Below are 14,619 nucleotides of genomic sequence, written 5' to 3' on the forward strand. Positions count from 1 at the left end.
TTAATATAAATTTATTGATGAAGAGTTGCACTTGCTTCTTCAAATGATCGTTGTGGCTCTTCAAAGATTTCCACAACCTCTCTCTCTATTTTATTTTCTTCTTCTTTTACTTTCTTAAATGCAACTGATAGCATAAGCTTAATTCTATTAACTTGATTTACAACTGAAGCACCTGGGTCATAATCCACAGCCACTATATTGGCAGCTGGATAATTCTTTTTAAGTGCTTTCATCATACCTTTACCTGTAACATGGTTTGGCAGACAAGCAAATGGTTGCATACAAACTATATTATCTGCACCACTCTTTATAAGCTCTATCATTTCAGCTGTTAAGAACCATCCTTCTCCTGTTTGGTTTCCAAGTGAAAGTATCTTTGAAGCCATCTCTCCAAGATGTTTAATATTCTTTGGTGCCTCAAATCTATTACTCTTCTCTAATGCTTCATTCATTGCTTTTCTATAGCTTTCCATATACTTCATAGCAATCATGCTTAGATCTCTTGAAGTTCTACTAAATGCTAAATATTTATGCTTAAAGTCACTATCATATGCTGAATAGAAGAAGAAGTCTAAAAGATCAGGCACAACAGCTTCTACTCCTTCACTTTCTAAAAGACTAACAATATCATTATTTGCAGTTGGATGATATTTAACTAATATCTCACCAACAACACCAACTCTTGGCTTCTTGATATCTAATAATTCTAACTCATCAAACTCTCTTATAAGCTCTTTGATATTTCTATTAAACTCTCTCTTGCTTCCATTTCTAACATTCTCTTTTGCTATCTTGTTCCACTTTTCATGAAGCATATTAGCAGATCCTTTAATCTTTTCATAAGGTCTTGTTCTATATAAGACTCTCATAAATAAATCACCATATACAAGTGCCATTAATGCTCTCTTTATAAGCTTTAACGTTATTTTAAATCCTGGTTGTTTTTCAAGTCCTACTGCATTTAATGAAAGAATAGGAACATTGTTAAACCCAGCATTTTTCATTGCAAGTTTTAAGAATCCAATATAATTTGTTGCTCTACATCCTCCACCAGTTTGAGAAATTATAACTGATGTATTATTTAAATCATACTTACCTGATTTTAAAGCCTTTATAATTTGCCCAATTACTATTATTGAAGGATAACAAGCATCATTATTAACATATTTTAATCCCTCTTCAACTGCACCTGGATCACTAGATGGAAGTATCTCTATATTATATCCGGCAGCATTTATAGCTTCCTCTAGCACATCAAAATGTATTGGTGACATTTGTGGACATAATATTGTATGATTTTTTTTCATTTCTTTAGTAAATACAGGGTTCTCATAAGCTATATTCTTAACTACAGGCTTATAATTATTTCTATCTCTCTCTTCAATGGCTGCTTTTAATGATCTTATTCTTATTTTAGCAGCTCCTAAATTATTACCTTCATCTATTTTAAGAACAGTATATATCTTACCCTTCTCTTCAAGAATCTCATTTACTTGATCTGTAGTAACAGCATCTAATCCACAACCAAATGAATTAAGTTGAATCATTTCAAGAACTTCAGAATCTCTAACATAAGCCGCTGCTCTATATAGTCTTCCATGATATGTCCATTGGTCTACAACTCTAAGAGGAGCATGTAATTCACCTAAATCTGCTATACTATCCTCTGTTAATACTGCCATTCCAAATGAAGTTATAACATCTGGAATTCCATGGTTTATTTCTGGATCTATATGATACGGTCTTCCTGTTAATACTATTCCTTTTTTATTAGTCTTCTTAAGGTATTCTACAACTTCTCTTCCTTTATTTTTTATATCATTTCTATAATTTTCTCTTTCAATATATGCTTTAGTTACAGCATCCTTAGCTTCTTTAATAGTTATTCCAAAGTCTTTAAATTCTTCAACTATTCTCTTAGCTAATACCTTCTCATCATCTAAAGAGAAGAATGGTGCTATATATTTTATATTTTTTTCTAAAAGAACATCCATATTATTTTTAATTACCTCTGGATATGAAGTAACCATTGGACAATTATAGTGATTTGTTGAATCACTAAATTCTTTCTTTTCATATGGTATACATGGATAGAATATTGTATCTACTCCATTTTCTATTAAAGCCATTATATGTCCATGTACAAGTTTAGCTGGATAACAAGCTGATTCTGAAGGTATAGTATCAATACCTTTTTCATAAAGCTTTTTAGATGAAACTGGTGAAGATACAACTCTAAATCCTAGCTCTGTAAATAATGTAAACCATAATGGATAATTTTCATACATATTTAAAACTCTAGGTATTCCAATTGTTCCTCTTTTAGCCTCTTCTTTCTTTAACGGCTTATACCCAAATGTTCTTTTGAATTTATATTTATAAAGATTTGGAACTTCATCTTTATTAATGTGTATCCCAAGTGGTCTTTCACATCTATTTCCTGAAATAAATTTCTCATTTGTAGAGAATGTATTTTCAGTAAGAAGGCAATTATTTCCACAAAGTCCACATCTTCTAAATTCTGAAGTCATCTTAAAATCTTTAACTTGTTCTTTTGGTAATATTGAAGATTTCTCTCCTTCTACATACCTCTCCTTTGAAATTAAAGCAGCTCCAAAGGCTCCCATAAGTCCTGCAATATCTGGCCTTACAACTTCTCTTCCTGATATCTTTTCAAAACTTCTTAAAACAGCATCATTATAGAAGGTACCACCTTGAACTATAATTTTTTCTCCCATTTCTTTTTCATCTCTAATCTTTATAACTTTATACAAAGCATTTTTGATTACTGAATATGAAAGTCCTGCTGATATATCTCCAACAGAAGCTCCTTCTTTTTGAGACTGTTTAACCCTTGAGTTCATAAAAACTGTACATCTTGATCCTAAATCAACTGGTGAATTAGAGAATAATGCAGCCTTTGCAAACTCTTGTACTTCCATTCCAAGGGATTTACCAAAGGTTTCAATAAATGATCCACATCCTGATGAACATGCTTCATTTAAAAGTATACTGTCTATTACTCCACCTTTAATTTTTAGACACTTCATATCTTGACCACCAATATCAAGAATAAAATCTACTCCAGGTAAGAAGTATTCAGCTGCTTTATAGTGAGCAATTGTTTCTATTTCACCAAAATCCATATGAAGAGCTGATTTAATTAATGCTTCTCCATATCCAGTTACTGTGGCTTTTGCGATTTCTACTCCCTTTGGAATATTATCGTAAACATCATTCATTATATTAACTATTGTTTTTAAAGGATTTCCTTCATTACTTCCATAAAATGAATATACTATTTCTCCACTTTCATTAATTAACACAACTTTAGTTGTTGTAGATCCAGCATCAATTCCTAAGAATACTTTTCCTTTAGTATCTTTTAATTCTGCTCTTTTAGCTTTTGCCTTATCATGTCTATCTTTAAATATTTTATAATCTTCCTCACCTTCAAATAAAGAAGGTAATCTTTCTATAGCATCATCTTTAGCATCACCTATTTTATTGACCTTATCTATTAACTCTTTGAAAGAAACTGAAGCTTCTTCACTTGATAAAAGTGCTGCACCCATCGCAACAAACAATTGTGAGTTATCTGGAAATATTATCTCCTCTTTTGTAAGTCCTAAAGTTTCAATAAATCTATTTCTAAGTTCTGATAAAAAGTATAGCGGTCCCCCTAAGAAAGCAACATTTCCTCTTATTGGCTTACCACAAGCTAACCCTCCAATAGTTTGGTTTACTACCGCTTGAAGTACTGAAGCTGCTATATCTTCTTTTTTTGCTCCCTCGTTTATAAGAGGTTGAACATCAGTCTTAGCAAACACTCCACATCTTGAAGCTATTGGATATATTACTGAGTGTTCTTTTGCAAGATCATTAAGTCCTGAAGCATCAGTATTTAATAATGCTGCCATTTGATCTATAAATGCTCCTGTACCACCAGCACAAGTACCATTCATTCTTTGCTCTATTCCACCTTTTAAATAAGTGATTTTAGCATCTTCCCCACCAAGTTCAATTGCGACATCAGTTTGAGGAATAATATTCTCAATAGTTTCAGTACAAGCTATAACTTCTTGAACAAACTTAACATTAAGCCATTCAGAAACTGAAAGCCCTCCTGATCCTGTAATAGTTACTGTAACCTTTCTATCCCCGATTCTCTCATAACACTCTCTCATTAGCCCAATTATAGTATTCTTTATGTCTGAGTAATGTCTTCTATACTCAGAATATACAATAGCATCACTACTATTTAGCATTACTAATTTTACCGTAGTTGATCCTACATCTAACCCCAATTTATAATTGTTCATTAATTTTACACCTACTTATTTCATTTTAAATAAAACACCTATATATGTATTATATATTAACTTACTATCAAATCAACATCTTATACAAAATTATAGTTCTAATTATTGAAAATTTAAGATTACGTTTAATATTTTTTAAGATTTTAGTATATTTTTGGTAAAATGAGAATATATTATAAAATCTATGTACATACTGTTAATGTAAAGATTTTTTTCTATTTAAGGTTAATATAACTTATCTTATTTAACCTTAGAAAAAACTTTGTTTTTCTTAAGGAGGAAATATGAATTACTTTAGTGAAGCAAATAGATTATATAATACTAAGGAATATGAGAAAGCAATACAATTTTATAAAAAAGCAGTAGAGTACAAAGAAAATGAAGCTTGCTCTTATTACAATTCAGGAGTTTGTTTTATTAAACTAAAAAACTACAGTGAAGCAATAACTATGTTAAAAGAAGCTCTTAAGCTTCAGAGAGATAGCAAATACTTTTTTAATCTTGGCTATTGTTATGCTATGCAAGAAAATAATAACAAAGCTTTAATATATTTTAATATGTCTTGGGCTTTAGATAATAAAGATAAAGATTGTGAAAAGGCCATTAATTTAATCCTTTCTAAATTAAAAAAAGATTAGCATAAATTTATGCTAATCTTTTTTATATTACCATTCTCCAGCAATATTTTTCTGTCTATGATCTTTATCAAAATTCTTATTATCAAAGTAATTTCCTGCAATATAGAATGTTGGATCTACTTTAATCCATTTATTTTCGTCCTTAAGATAAACTTCATTCCATGCATGGCTTATATATTCTTCTCCATTATAAGCATCCCCCATAACCATTCTAACATTTAATCCTACAGCTCTACACATTGCTACATACAGACAAGCATAATCAAAACATATACCTTCTCTTTCTTTAAATGCAGGTATCGCTCCACTATTTTTAACATTGTTGCTACTCATCACCATATCAGCTTTATTGTAATCATACTTTATATTACTTCCTACCCAATTATATATTGATTTTGCTTTTTCTCTATCAGTTTTATCTCCTGCAGTTATCTCTTTTGCTTTTTTATCTATTTCACTATTTGATTTTATTCCCTGTTCTAGAGTTACACCATTATAATATATAACAGTAGACTTTGATATATCCTCTACAAGTCCGCTTTTTATTTTACTAATTTTCTGCTCATCAATAAGTCTTGTAAGCTTATTGTACATGTTTAAATTTGAAAAAGTATCTATCTGATATCTCGGAGATACACATCCATTATAAGTTACAATTGCAATTAAAATACACAATACAGCTAATGCTCCTCTTATAATCCCAAGTACAGTACTAAGTACAAATAGTAAAAATCCGCTTACTGCTCCTCCATCATTGAAATTAAAATCAAAAATTGAATTAATAAGCCTAAGCACTACGTAAATAATCCACTTAACAACAAAAAATATTGTAATAAATATTAATACCTTTATTAATCCATTAAGTGTTTGTTCTGGACTTATATTTAATAAAAATTTATCCACTTTACTATTAAAAAAATTATAAAAACTGAACATTACAAAAAAACTTAATACACTTGCTATACTTCCTATTATGGCTGTTATTACTTCATCTAAATTTCTACTTATCATAGAATTTTTTATGCTTGTTATAAGCATAAATGCCATTATTATAAAAATGATTATTTGTGCTAAATTGAAGTTCATATTATTCTCCTTTATACTTTAAATAAACCTCTCTAATACACTCTTTTGCTATATCATAATCATACCCTCTACCTAATAAATATCTTGTAATCTTATTTTTTATTTTAAAATCATCAGATTCTCTCTTTATTATAGACAAATATTTTTTTTCACATAACTCAATCGCACGTTTAACCTCGTCATCTCTGTCTAGCTCTTCAAAAACCTCATCTATTAGATACTTATTAACACCTTTTTGTAATAATGCATACTTAATCTTATTCTTACCTTGATTTTTTATACGATCTTTAACAAACATTCTTACAAATTTTGAATCATCTATAAACCCATATTCTTTTAAAAATTCAACTGTTTTATCTATAGTCTCGTCATCAAATTCTTTTAATAATAACTTATCTCTTATCTCTCTTTCAGTTTTGTAACTTCTCTCTACAGTTCTAAGAGCTGTTTCTTTACATTTCGATAGATTTTCTGAAATAGATATTTCAAGAAGTCTTTCTTTATCAACTTCTTCTTTTTCCTTTAATCCAAATTTATAAACGATCTCCATATTTACTGAAAAAGCATATTCATCATCTATATAAATATTTGCTCTCTCTTTATTTCTCTTACCAGCTTCTATTTTAGTTATTTTACTCAAATTTACTCACCTTGTCTATCTCTTCTTAAAATATGAATTGTAGGGTCTTTTAAAACCTTTGAAGCAACTTCATAAATTTGTTCCTTCTCTATTTTATTTATCCTCTCCATATCTTTAACAAATTCTAATACATCTTCATCTTCAAGTTCTTGATGAAGTACATAATTGCAAAGATCTGCTGAATCTTCAAGAGTTGATATAACTGCTGTTTTATGAACTTTCTTCATTATATCTAAGTCCTTATTTTGGAATCTTATTTTTCCTACATGTATATCATTTATAACGCTATCTATAGCAATCTTTGCCTCTTCTACATCCTCATCTCCTACTGATGTATATATATAAAGGACCTTAGAATCTTTGCTTATATCTAAATGTGTAAAAATATCATAAGCAAGGCCCCTATTCTCTCTAACTTCTCTAAATAATAAAGAATTTGCACTTTCACCTAATCTATGATTTAAAATTCTTAAAGAAAGTTCATCTTCTTTCTTTAACTCATTAAATGTATATAGATATACTATTGTACTTTGTTCAATTTCATTTTTATAACTTGTAACTTCTACTTTTTTGTTTTTCTCGAAAATTACATTCTTTTCTCTAAAATTACTTTTTTCCCATTTCCCAAAGCTCTTTTCTATTAATTTAAGGGCTTTTTCATGTTCAAAAGAAGACACTATTGTAACTACTGAATTATTAGGTCCATAATTTTCATTGTAAAATGCTAATAAATCTTCTCTCATAAATTTATTAACATTTTTTTCCGTTCCTATAACATCATATCTTAAATGACTTCTTTCAAATGCTACTTCATCAGTCTTCTTAAAACTTAAATCTTCTATATCATCCTTGCTAGTTCTTATTTCTGCAAGTATTACACTTCTTTCTTTTTCAATTTCTTCTAATGGAAAATTAGAATTTACTATCATATCCCCTAGTAATACTACTCCATTTTCAATTTCTTCTTCTAAGCAACTTATTGTATAGACAGTTGAATCATAGTCTGTATAAGCATTATATTCTCCACCTAAACATTCAAGTTCTTCATTTAATTCTTCATTACTTCTTGAACTTGTCCCCTTAAATAACATATGTTCAATAAAATGACTTATACCCTTCTCATTTAACTCTTCATACATAGCACCAATACCTACTCCAACATTAATAGATGCTATCTTAGTGTCCTTTTTTACTGTTATTACTTTAAGACCATTTTTAAGCACAGTCTTTTTTATATCAAAATTTAATTTAATCATATTCATCTCCTATTTGTAATTTAATTACAACCTTTAATATAATATGTTTTGAGAAATAATACAATACAAACCTTATAAACTATTTAAATATTTTGATATTTGTATATAATGTAATTAAGTATTTTTTTAACAGGGGGTTAAACAACATGAAAAAATCTATACTTATAGTAGAAGATGAAATAAAAATACGTTTTTTAATTAGAGACTATTTTTTAAAAGAAAACTTTAATATATATGAAGCTGAGGATGGCGAAGTTGGATTAGAAGTCTTTTCAAGAGAAAAGATTGATTTAATAATTTTAGATGTTATGATGCCAAATATGGATGGCTTTACATTTCTTGAAAAAATACGTTCTGTATCATCAGTTCCTGTTATTCTTTTAACAGCTAAAGCTGAAGAAGAAGATAAACTTCAAGGATATGAATTTGGAGCAGATGATTACATGACGAAACCTTTTAGTCCAAAAGTTTTAGTTGCTAAAAGTAAAGCTCTTTTAAAACGTACGAGAAAAGATGTTGATTCAAGTTCTCAAGACTTTAATGGTCTTATAATTAATAAACTTTCTCATGAAGTTAAAGTAGATAATGAAATAATATCTCTATCTCCAAAGGAATATGAACTTCTGTTATATCTAATTTCTAATGAAGGAATCGCTCTTTCAAGAGATACTATATTAGATAATGTATGGGGAATTGATTATTATGGTGATATAAGAACTGTTGATACAAATATAAAAAGACTTCGTGAAAAACTATTAGATAAATCTAGTTATATAGTTACTGTTCGTGGTAGTGGATATAAATTTGAGGTGAAATAATGAAAGAAACTTTATCTAAAAGATTATTTATTATAACGTCTATCTTTCTTGTATCTTTTATGGCATTAACCTTAATTTTTCAAACATTTATTTTTGAGGATTTTTATGAGCGTAAAAAAACTAAAGCACTAACAAATGAAATTGAACAATTTTCAATAGAAAATTCTTTTCAGATTAATAATCCAACGAAGCTGTATTCTGCACTTAAAAATTTTGAAGATGCTAATAATTCAAAAATAGCTATCTTCTCAGTAGATGGTAAACTTAGATATATATCAAATGATCTCCAAAATGATAAAGATGATATAGAAATGCTTACAGAATTTTGCTCTTCTTTATTAGATAACAAAGATATTTTAGTTAAACTATTTACTAAAAATAAGCCAATATCAACTACATTTTATACAAATAATCACGCTGACAAAAATATAGGCGTTGCAGCTCCTATGTCAATTAATAGTAAAAATGATTCTATAGTATTATCAGTATCATCTATTCAACCAATTATTGAAGCTAGTAATGTAATAAGTGAATTTTATGTTTACATATTTATAGGTATATTGTTTATCTGTTTGATAATTTCTTCTATCTTCTCTAGTTTAGTTACTCATCCGCTTAAAAACATTAATCATGTTGCAACTAAAATGTCAAAGATGGATTTTTCAGAAAAATGTGAAACCAGTAGAGATGATGAAATAGGAAACCTTGCCAAAACTTTAAACTTCTTATCTACTAATTTACAATCCTCTTTAGATGACTTAAAAGAAAAAAATAAGAAGCTTGAACAGGATATTGAAAAAGAACGTAAACTTGAAACTATGAGAAAGGATTTTGTAGCTAGTGTAAGTCATGAACTTAAAACTCCTATTGGAATTATTGAAGGATATGCTGAGGGAATAAAGGATGGAATAGTATCAGGACATGATGAACTTGTTTATTTGGAAACAATAATTGATGAATCTCAAAAAATGAGTAAACTTGTTTCAGATATGTTAGAACTATCAAAACTTGAGTCTGGTGTAATCAAGCCACAGTTTGAAGTTTTTAATATTAATAGATTAATAAACAAAGTAGTAAATAAATTAAAGCCAGATTCTAAAGAAAGAAATTTAAATATGAGTTTCACCCCAAAAACAGATTACTCTTATATAAATGCTGACATATTTAAAATGGAACAAGTTCTTACTAATATTATTACTAATGCAATAAAGTATACTCCTGAAAACAACAATATTATAGTAAGTATTGATACTGTAAATGAAGAATACTTTAGAATTTCAGTATTAAACACTGGCACTTCAATACCTGATGGTGAGAATATAAATCTATTTAATAAATTCTATAGACTTGATAAATCAGGAAATAGAAAAAATAATAGCACAGGACTTGGACTTGCAATAGTTAAGAATATACTAGATTTACATCACTTCACCTATGATTTAAGAAATGTTCCTGACGGTGTACTATTTGAATTTTTCTTAAAAAAGGCTCAAATTGATGATGTTGGAGAAGAGATATAATAAATGATTTTAATAATAAATTAAGGACTGCTTACTAAGCAGTCCTTTTATTTTATAGAAATGTAATTTTTAAATACTGTATCATTAGTTTTTATATGAATAACCCTTTAAAATCTTAAATACTTTATATGTTAAATTAATCCCCCATCTATTCTGATTATTTGTCCTGTTAAATAAGATGAGTCATCTGTACATAAAAATACTACGCACTTTGCAATTTCACTACCACTTCCAAATCTCCCCATAGGTATTTCATCCTCTAAGGATTTTCTTTCCTCACCTTGTAAAAATGCATTCATATCAGTATCTATTACTCCTGGTGCTATACAGTTTACTCTTATATTTGAAGGCGCCATTTCTTTAGCTAATGCTTTAGTAAATAAATTCAGTCCTCCTTTTGATGCTGAATATATAACTTCACATGATGCTCCAACTTCTCCCCACATAGAAGATATATTTATTATATTGCCACCTCTTCCAATCATATGTGGTATTCCATGCCTTGTTATATACATAGCTCCTTTGAGATTAACTCCTATAAGATTATCTATATCTTCCTCGCTTGCATCCATAAAAAGTCCTAAACTACTTATTCCTGCATTATTAATTATAATATCAATAGCTCCAAATTTATTTATAGCTGCATCTACTACATTTTTTGCGCCTTTAAAACTTTTAATATCCTCTTTCACCTTTATAGCATATCCACCAAATTCCTTTATTATATCTATAGTTTTATTTGCACCCTCTTCATCCTTTGAATAGTTTATTAAAACATTCGCACCATTTTTTGCAAGCTCTATTGCTATATCTCTTCCTATACCTCTAGATCCCCCTGTAACAATTGCTACTTTCCCTAATAATTTGCTCATTTAATTACTCCTTACTGCATTCCTTTAGTACTCTAATTATATTTTTATAAAATATCTTTTCTATTTCATCATAACTAAATCCCTCTTTTTCAAGATAGTTAGCCAATTTATTCATTTCACTTGTATCTTTTATTTCAACTTCATTCCCAATTCCATCAAAATCGCTCCCCAATGATAGAACATCAATTCCACCTATATTTCTTATATGTTTTGCATGCAGTACTAAATCAGTAATAGATGTTACTTTGTTTTCTCCAACAAAATCATTACAGAAATTTAAGCCCATAACACCACCTTTTCTGGCTAAACATTTTATCATATCATCTGTTAGGTTTCTTGGATGGTTCATTATCCTTCTTGAGTTAGAATGAGTCGCTATAAAAGGTTTCTTGCATATGTTTACTAAGTCGTAAAATCCTTGATCTGATAAATGTGAAGCATCAGGTATTATCCCTACTCTTTCCATTTCTTGAACCATTTCTATTCCTTTATCTTTCAAACCCATATCCTTATATTTAAACTCATAATTTGGATAGCCTATGCTGTTTTCATAATTCCAAGTTAATGTTATCATTCTTATACCTAAATCATAAACTTCCTTAACCTTATCTATATCTCCCTTTAAAACTTCACCTTCTTCTATTGATAAAAAGGCCCCTACCTTTCCTATTCTTTCTGCCTCTTTAAGTTCTTTTAGATTTCTTACTATTTTTATGCTATCTCTATTTTTATTTACTTCCTTCATAAAATTTTTGTACATATCCATAAATCCTACAAATGGATCACTAACTTCATCTAAGTCTAAGAAAAAAGCAAATACTTGAGCAAGGGCCTCTCCCCTTTTAAGTTTTTCTATATCAACCTTGCATATGCTATTACCTAATGGCAATTTTTCATTTAACATCCTATAAGCTGTATCACAGTGTAAATCAATATATTTCATAATTCCTCCAATAAATGTATAACAATTTTATTTATATTATAACATTTATTTCTCAACAAATTTCAAATAAGATTCAACTCTTTCAGGTCCTGCCAAAAAACTCCTTCTTATATATAAATTATTTTCATTTCCAACTTCTATACTCCATTTTACCACTGAAATAAGACCCTTATTAATTTCTAAAGATGTTATACTATTAGGAAGAACACAAGAACCATCATTGAAATAAAGTCCTTCTCCAACCTTTGGAAATTTAATCTTATGTGTATGTCCACATATCAATAAAATTTTATTCTTATCTGACCATTCTCCAAGTTCTTTATCAATTTGGCTTCCTTTCTTATAGTTATTTGCTGGACTATTTGGAGCTTTAAATCCAGCAACTCCTTCTAAAAATCTCCATAAATATCTTACTAGAAATCTACTTACACAGCTTAATTCATCATTCATTAAATCTAATTGATGTCCATGAGCTACTATGCCTTTTTTATTTGATGGTATAAAATTCAGTACAATCCCCTCGTGAAATTCTATATTTTCTATAAGATTTAAGAAATTTTCTCCAAAGTTATCTCCGATTTTTTTAAATCTATTTTTATGAATCATTTTAAAATTTTTATTTTTTTTCATCTTATCATGATTTCCATATAACATATATAATCTCTTATCTTTATTGAATCTATTGTATATACTAAATACATCTTTATAATTATAGGCTATATCTCTACAATCTTTATTTTTCCATAACTCATCCCCGTCTCCAATCTCAACTAAAGTGTATTCTTCTTTATAATAATAATTTATGGCTGCTAAATATATATTCTTATTGCCTATAAGTGAATCAGCAGCTCCTCCATCGCCTCTATGGACATCACTTATAAATACAATTTTAGAATTTAAGTCTATATCTAAGACCTCTGCATTTTGCAATATTTTTTCAAACTTTTTCTTTCCCATATCTATCTCTTTATAATTACTTTGTAGTATTATTATATTCATCAATTTATTCTCTGATAGTATAAATAAGTAGTAAATTTATATCTTCCTTTAACCTTCAATTAAATATAATATCTATGCTAATAAATTTTAATTACCTAAGAAAAGAAAAAGTCAGGTAGTATTCTACCTGACTTTAAATTATTTATACATTCTATGTTTTGAGCTTAAATTTTTAACTCTTTCAATTAACTCTTTAGATCCTTCTTCTCTCTTATCTATTAATTCATTAATTATTGAAGCAATCTCTCTCATATCTTCTTCCTTATATCCTCTAGTTGTTACTGCTGCTGTTCCTATTCTTACACCTGAAGTAACAAATGGACTTCTTTGTTCATTTGGAACTGTATTTTTATTTAATGTAATTCCAATTGAATCTAAAAGATGTTCAGCTTCTTTACCAGTTATATCTTTATTAGTTAAATCTACTAATATTAAATGATTATCAGTTCCTCCTGATACAAGTTTAAATCCATAATTGACAAGCTCTTCTCCTAAAACTTTGCAATTCTTAACAACTTGAGTCATATACTCTTTAAAACTTGGATCTAGCGCTTCACTAAAGCATACAGCTTTTGCAGCTATAACATGCATTAATGGACCTCCTTGCATTCCTGGGAATATATTTTTATCAATATCCTTTGCATACTTTTCTTTGCAAAGAATTAATCCTCCTCTAGGTCCTCTTAAAGTCTTGTGTGTTGTTGATGTTACAAAATCAGCATAAGGAACAGGTGACATATGTAATCCTGCTGCAACAAGACCTGCAATATGAGCCATATCAACCATAAAGTAAGCTCCTACTTCATCACATATATCTTTAAATTTTTTAAAATCTATCTCTCTTGAATAAGCACTAGCACCTGCAACTATCATTTTAGGCTTATGCTCTAAAGCAAGTTTTCTTACATTATCATAATCTATAACCTCAGTATCTTTATCCACGCCATATGATACAAAGTTAAATAATTTACCAGAGAAATTTACTGGTGAACCATGAGTTAAATGTCCTCCATGGCTTAAATCCATTCCAAGTACAGTATCTCCTGGATTTAACACAGTAAAGTATACAGCCATATTTGCTTGTGATCCTGCATGTGGCTGAACATTTGCATGCTCTGCATTAAATAATTTTTTAGCCCTTTCTCTTGCAAGGTCTTCAATTTCATCAACTACATAACATCCACCATAATATCTTTTATTTGGATAACCCTCTGCGTACTTATTTGTTAAGTATGAACCCATAGCTTCCATAACTGCTTCACTTGCAAAATTTTCTGATGCAATTAGTTCTATACCCTCTTCTTGTCTTTCAACTTCCTTCTCAATTAAATTATAAATTTCTTCGTCTTTTTTTGATATTTTTTCAAAATTCATATTTACACCCCAATTTCTTTTAATTATAAAAATTATAAGTTCTTAACCAATATTTTTCAATCTTTTTTCTTAAATTTACTAAATATTATTTCTCATATCTATATATTCCATTCATATAATTTTACTTCTTTTAACATTATAATCCCTTTAA

11 protein-coding genes are annotated in these 14,619 nt (G+C 28.7%); 3 read left to right on the forward strand and 8 right to left on the reverse strand.

Going from position 1 to position 14,619, the window contains the following annotated elements; translation table 11 throughout:
• Window positions 1-11 precede the first annotated feature (11 nt).
• Window positions 12-4,322, reverse strand: a complete 4,311-nt coding sequence (locus tag ACQPUW_RS07345; protein WP_430836806.1) for an acyl-CoA dehydratase activase-related protein — start codon at window positions 4,320-4,322, stop codon at window positions 12-14.
• 284 nt (window positions 4,323-4,606) lie between these two features.
• On the opposite strand from ACQPUW_RS07345, the gene ACQPUW_RS07350 reads away from it, so the two are divergent.
• A complete protein-coding gene (locus ACQPUW_RS07350; protein ID WP_430836807.1) occupies window positions 4,607-4,960 on the forward strand; it encodes a tetratricopeptide repeat protein in 354 nt (117 codons plus the stop codon).
• Window positions 4,961-4,987: 27 nt separating this feature from the next.
• On the opposite strand, the gene ACQPUW_RS07355 is transcribed toward ACQPUW_RS07350, so the two are convergent.
• Genes ACQPUW_RS07355 through ACQPUW_RS07365 form a run of 3 tightly spaced genes read right to left on the reverse strand, consistent with a single transcriptional unit; the run spans window position 4,988 to window position 7,942 of the window.
• A complete protein-coding gene (locus tag ACQPUW_RS07355; RefSeq protein WP_430836808.1) occupies window positions 4,988-6,046 on the reverse strand; it encodes a transglutaminase domain-containing protein in 1,059 nt (352 codons plus the stop codon).
• A 1-nt stretch (window position 6,047) separates the two neighbouring features.
• Window positions 6,048-6,686: a recombination regulator RecX gene (gene recX, locus ACQPUW_RS07360; protein WP_430836809.1), complete on the reverse strand. Its 639-nt coding sequence runs from the start codon at window positions 6,684-6,686 to the stop codon at window positions 6,048-6,050.
• A gap of 2 nt (window positions 6,687-6,688) precedes the next feature.
• Complete coding sequence (locus ACQPUW_RS07365; protein ID WP_430836810.1) at window positions 6,689-7,942, reverse strand: M16 family metallopeptidase; 1,254 nt, start codon at window positions 7,940-7,942, stop codon at window positions 6,689-6,691.
• 146 nt (window positions 7,943-8,088) lie between these two features.
• Between ACQPUW_RS07365 and ACQPUW_RS07370 the strand changes: the two genes are divergently transcribed.
• The gene (locus ACQPUW_RS07370; RefSeq protein ID WP_430836811.1) at window positions 8,089-8,760 is read left to right on the forward strand and encodes a response regulator transcription factor; all 672 of its coding nucleotides are present in this window, start codon (window positions 8,089-8,091) and stop codon (window positions 8,758-8,760) included.
• On the forward strand, window positions 8,760-10,280 hold the full coding sequence (locus tag ACQPUW_RS07375) for a HAMP domain-containing sensor histidine kinase (protein ID WP_430836812.1): 1,521 nt from the start codon (window positions 8,760-8,762) through the stop codon (window positions 10,278-10,280). The genes ACQPUW_RS07370 and ACQPUW_RS07375 overlap by 1 nt, the downstream gene beginning before the upstream one ends.
• A 131-nt stretch (window positions 10,281-10,411) precedes the next feature.
• On the opposite strand, the gene ymfI is transcribed toward ACQPUW_RS07375, so the two are convergent.
• The 4 genes from ymfI to glyA all read right to left on the reverse strand — a co-directional run bounded on the left by ymfI (window position 10,412) and on the right by glyA (window position 14,468).
• Window positions 10,412-11,152, reverse strand: coding sequence for an elongation factor P 5-aminopentanone reductase (gene ymfI / locus ACQPUW_RS07380; RefSeq protein ID WP_430836813.1), 741 nt, complete (start codon window positions 11,150-11,152; stop codon window positions 10,412-10,414).
• 4 nt (window positions 11,153-11,156) lie between these two features.
• Window positions 11,157-12,095: a dipeptidase gene (locus tag ACQPUW_RS07385; RefSeq protein WP_430836814.1), complete on the reverse strand. Its 939-nt coding sequence runs from the start codon at window positions 12,093-12,095 to the stop codon at window positions 11,157-11,159.
• A 45-nt stretch (window positions 12,096-12,140) separates the two neighbouring features.
• Window positions 12,141-13,052: a metallophosphoesterase gene (locus ACQPUW_RS07390; RefSeq protein WP_430836815.1), complete on the reverse strand. Its 912-nt coding sequence runs from the start codon at window positions 13,050-13,052 to the stop codon at window positions 12,141-12,143.
• Between the two features lie 180 nt (window positions 13,053-13,232).
• Window positions 13,233-14,468 (reverse strand): serine hydroxymethyltransferase, encoded by a 1,236-nt coding sequence (gene glyA / locus ACQPUW_RS07395; protein WP_430836816.1) that lies wholly within the window; start codon window positions 14,466-14,468, stop codon window positions 13,233-13,235.
• Window positions 14,469-14,619 lie beyond the last annotated feature (151 nt).

Origin of the sequence: Clostridium sardiniense (genome assembly GCF_050584765.1) — a bacterium.
Classification (GTDB): domain Bacteria; phylum Bacillota; class Clostridia; order Clostridiales; family Clostridiaceae; genus Clostridium; species Clostridium sardiniense_A.

Bases quoted from the DNA above. Each gene is read 5' to 3' on its own strand.
- glyA (WP_430836816.1), bottom strand. From the start codon at position 14,468: ATGAATTTTGAAAAAATATCAAAAAAAGACGAAGAAATTTATAATTTA.
- ACQPUW_RS07375 (WP_430836812.1), top strand. From the start codon at position 8,760: ATGAAAGAAACTTTATCTAAAAGATTATTTATTATAACGTCTATCTTT.
- ACQPUW_RS07350 (WP_430836807.1), top strand. From the start codon at position 4,607: ATGAATTACTTTAGTGAAGCAAATAGATTATATAATACTAAGGAATAT.
- ACQPUW_RS07370 (WP_430836811.1), top strand. From the start codon at position 8,089: ATGAAAAAATCTATACTTATAGTAGAAGATGAAATAAAAATACGTTTT.
- ACQPUW_RS07390 (WP_430836815.1), bottom strand. From the start codon at position 13,052: ATGGGAAAGAAAAAGTTTGAAAAAATATTGCAAAATGCAGAGGTCTTA.
- ymfI (WP_430836813.1), bottom strand. From the start codon at position 11,152: ATGAGCAAATTATTAGGGAAAGTAGCAATTGTTACAGGGGGATCTAGA.
- ACQPUW_RS07365 (WP_430836810.1), bottom strand. From the start codon at position 7,942: ATGATTAAATTAAATTTTGATATAAAAAAGACTGTGCTTAAAAATGGT.
- ACQPUW_RS07355 (WP_430836808.1), bottom strand. From the start codon at position 6,046: ATGAACTTCAATTTAGCACAAATAATCATTTTTATAATAATGGCATTT.
- ACQPUW_RS07345 (WP_430836806.1), bottom strand. From the start codon at position 4,322: ATGAACAATTATAAATTGGGGTTAGATGTAGGATCAACTACGGTAAAA.
- ACQPUW_RS07385 (WP_430836814.1), bottom strand. From the start codon at position 12,095: ATGAAATATATTGATTTACACTGTGATACAGCTTATAGGATGTTAAAT.